The organism is Streptomyces sp. NPDC050636 (assembly GCF_040654775.1).
GTDB lineage: Bacteria > Actinomycetota > Actinomycetes > Streptomycetales > Streptomycetaceae > Streptomyces.
Map to the genome: position 1 here is coordinate 1 of NZ_JBFAIP010000221.1, position 3626 is coordinate 3626.

The 3626-nt window shown below is 67.3% G+C and carries 5 protein-coding genes; all 5 read left to right on the forward strand.

Annotated elements, in window-relative coordinates; genetic code table 11:
• Positions 1-797: extracellular solute-binding protein (locus AB0I10_RS40715; RefSeq protein WP_363157783.1), on the forward strand; the 797-nt coding region annotated here is incomplete at its 5' end.
• A gap of 69 nt (positions 798-866) precedes the next feature.
• Complete coding sequence (locus AB0I10_RS40720) at positions 867-1802, forward strand: sugar ABC transporter permease (protein ID WP_363157784.1); 936 nt, start codon at positions 867-869, stop codon at positions 1800-1802.
• On the forward strand, positions 1799-2713 hold the full coding sequence (locus tag AB0I10_RS40725) for a carbohydrate ABC transporter permease (RefSeq protein WP_363157785.1): 915 nt from the start codon (positions 1799-1801) through the stop codon (positions 2711-2713). The genes AB0I10_RS40720 and AB0I10_RS40725 overlap by 4 nt, the downstream gene beginning before the upstream one ends.
• A 56-nt stretch (positions 2714-2769) precedes the next feature.
• Positions 2770-3021 carry a hypothetical protein gene (locus tag AB0I10_RS40730; protein ID WP_363157786.1) on the forward strand — a complete coding sequence of 84 codons (252 nt, stop codon included), beginning with the start codon at positions 2770-2772 and terminating at the stop codon, positions 3019-3021.
• 15 nt (positions 3022-3036) lie between these two features.
• A complete protein-coding gene (locus tag AB0I10_RS40735; RefSeq protein ID WP_363157787.1) occupies positions 3037-3543 on the forward strand; it encodes an ROK family protein in 507 nt (168 codons plus the stop codon).
• The last annotated feature ends 83 nt before the right edge of the window (positions 3544-3626 follow it).

Below are 3626 nucleotides of genomic sequence, written 5' to 3' on the forward strand. Positions count from 1 at the left end.
GGCAGGGCCTGCTGTGGCAGTCCGGCAGCCAGTGGTCCGGGATCAAGGGTCAGTCGTGGGTCGTCTCCATTGACACCCCACCGTCGCAACGCGTGGCCACATACTGGCAATCACTCCTCGACGACGATCTCGTGGCACCGCTACAGGCCTACAGCCCGGCCGCCTGGAACGCCATCCAGCGGGACGAGATCCTCGCCATCCCGCACGCCTCGTGGTTCTCCGAGGTCCTTGCGACGAACGTCGCCGGCCAGTCCGGCCAGTGGGCCGTGGCGCCGATCCCCACCTGGGGCGGCTCGGACGTGACCGGCGACACCGGAGGCAGCGCCAACATCGTCTCCTCCTCATCGGACCACCCACGCGAGGCTGCGGAGTTCGCTCTCTGGCTGAACACCCACCCGGACAGCCTGGAGATCCTCATCAATTCGTCCGGAGTACTGCCTGCCGCCACGGCAGGCCTGGATCAGGCGGCCGTCGCGCCCGGCGTCGAGTACTTCGGGAACAAGCAGGTCAACCGGCTCTTCGTCGACGCGGCAAGCAGGCTGTCGACCAGGTGGTCCTACGGGCCGGGCATGGCGCAGTCCTACGCGAAGTTCAACGACGGTCTGGCCGAGGTGGTCGCCGGCCGCCAAGGCCTTCGCCAGCTGATGACGGAGGTGCAGTCCGCAACCGTCGAACTGCTGAAGGCGAGAGGACTCGCCGTGACCGTCCCCGGCGCAGGGGGCCCGAGCGCCGGCGGCAAGCCCGACGGACGCCGAGAAGAAGCACGAGAAGGAGAACGGGAGAAGTCCGATGGCTAGTTATCGCGCAGAACCCACACTGTGCCCCCGCATCGCGTCAGTAATACGGCCGAGCCAGGAGGCAAGGGCATGACCGTCGCACTGGAACCTGCTGCGAAAAGATCCCGGTCCGCCACAGATCGCCGGCGCCGTGCCAACCGTGTGGCGTACCTGTTCCTTGCCCCGTTCCTGGCGCTGTTCATCGTTTTCACCATCCTGCCGATCGCCCTCGCCGCGTATGACAGCCTGTTCACCGTTGGCCGCTCCGGGCTGGGCCTGGGTGGGGGGACGCTGCGCTTCATCGGGCTTGAGAACTACGCGACCGCGCTGGCCTCCCCCGAGCTGTTCTCCGGCGTGCTGCGGATGATCGGGTTCGGGCTGGTGCAGGTGCCGATCATGCTCGGCGTCGCCCTGGCCCTTGCGCTGGTCTTCGACGCCATCGAATCCCGCTTCTATTCCGTACTGCGCACGGTCTACCTGCTGCCCTACGCGGTCCCGGTCGTGATCGGCACACTCGCGTGGGGATTCCTCTACACGCCGCAGACGAGCCCGCTGAGCAATGCCGTCGAGACGATGGGCGGTCCAACCAGCTTCTTCGGTGAGTCGGTTGTGCTGTGGTCGATGGGCAACGTCGTGACCTGGGCCTACATCGGCATCAACATGACGATCCTCTACACAGCGCTGCGCGGCCTGCCGCGCGACGCCTACGAGGCGGCCCGCCTGGACGGCGCCGGAGAGTTCCGGATCGCCTGGTCGATCAAGATTCCCCAGCTGCGGCCGGCGCTCGTCATGACCACCGTCATCTCGATCATCGGAACGCTCCAGATCTTCACCGAGCCCACCATCCTGCGGAACCTGACGCCGACCATCTCCAGCACCTACACACCGAACATGACGATCCAGACGATCGCCATCGCGCAGCAGAACCCGCAACTCGCCGCCGCGACTGCCATCGTCCTGGCCGCGGTCATGTTCGTCCTCTCCTTCGGATTTCTCACCTTTGCCCAGCGAAGGAGCTCCCAGTGACCGGCACGCGTCAACTCGCCACGGGGCGGGCACCGCGCTCCCACGCCCCCGCTCGCCCGTTGAAGCAGCGCCCCCGAAGGGGACTGTGGTGGGGCCTGACAACGGTGCTGCTGCTCAGCATCGCGGCGTACTTCCTCCTGCCCATCTACTGGTTGTCCTTGGCCGCGGCGAAGAGCCAGTCGGATCTCTACGGCACCTCGGGGCTTCTGCCCGGCAAGTTCCACCTGTGGGACAACCTCGTCGCACTGAGCGAGTACAACGGCGGGATCTTCTGGCGCTGGATGCTCAACTCGGTCCTCTACACCGGCGGTGGTGCCCTCGCGTGCGCCTTCATTTGCGCGCTGGCCGGCTACGCCCTCGCGGTGTATGACTTCCGGGGCAAGAAGCCCATTTTCGCAATCATCATCGCCAGCATTCTGGTGCCGAACACGGTACTGGCGCTGCCCGTCTTTCAGCTGGAGCGGAAACTGGGCCTGGTGGACACCTACTGGGGCGTGCTGCTTCCGGTCCTGGTGCTTCCGTTCGGGGTCTATCTCGCTCGGGTGTACACCGAGAGCTCCATCCCCACCGAACTGCTAGAGGCCGGTCGCGTCGACGGCGCCGGCGAGTTCCGGCTGTTCCTGAAGGTCGGTCTTCGCCTGATACTGCCGGGCGTCTTGATGGTCTTCCTGTTCGCCTTCATCAACATCTGGAACAACTTCTTCCTCCCCCTGATCCTGCTCTACGACGAGCACCTGTACCCACTGACGCTCGGTCTGAACAGCTGGAACCAGAGCGGCCTCACCGAGCCTCAGCTGCAACACCTGGTCGTGGTGGGTGCGTTCGTGTCGATGCTCCCCCTGCTCATGCTGTTCCTGTTGCTGCAGGACCAGTGGAAATCCGGGATCACCGCCGGCGGCCTGAAGTTCTAGCCATGAGCCGGCGGCTTGAAGTTCTAGCCATGACAGGAACGGGAGAAACGGTAGAGATGACCCACGTCAGCGAGGAGATCGCCGGTCAGCCCGAGTGTTGGCAGCGCGCATCGACACCGGTCGCCGAGCACCACGCCGTACTGCGCGAAGCCGCGGGGCGGAGCGAGACAGACACATTCGCCGCGTCCGAGATGCCCATCGACCGTTCCGGCGACCACATGCGGGTCACGGTCGAGAGGGCCGCTGCGCGGGGCCTGGACCCCGACCGTCCGCGGCACCTGACCCGCTCGGCGATCCTCAGCGGCTGATCGGACTGGACTCCTATGGCAATCGCACCTGAACTCGTGCTGGCGATCGATGTGGGGGGCACCCGGATGAAAGGCGCTGTCGTCGATGCAGCGACACGGGTGGTACACGAACAGACCCGCCCCACGCCGAGGGCCGGGGGGCCCGATGCCGTGGTCGACGCGGTCGCCGCGTTCGCTGAGGAACTCGCGGAGCTCGGCGGTGAAGCGGTGGCGGCCGCGGGAGTCGTCGTGCCCGGGATCGTCGACGAAGACACAGGCATGGCCGTCCTGTCGGCCAATCTGGGGTGGCAGGGCCTGCCACTGCGCGCCGTGCTCGATGCGCGGCTGGCGATGCCGCTCGCGTTCGGCCAGGACGTGCGGGCGGGCGGGCTCGCGGAGGCTCGGATGGGTGCTGCCCGGGGAGCACGCAATGCGCTGTTCGTCCCGGTGGGCACGGGTATCGCGGCGGCGCTGGTGCTCGACGGGCGGCCGGTGTCCAGCGGCGGTTTCGCCGGCGAGATCGGGCACCTGGTGTGCCGGTGAGGCGGCGCAACGGGCCGTGGGAGGGGGGCGGGGCGGGGGGTGGGGTGCCTCGGCGGCCCGGCGGGGGGGGGGCCGCGGTGAAC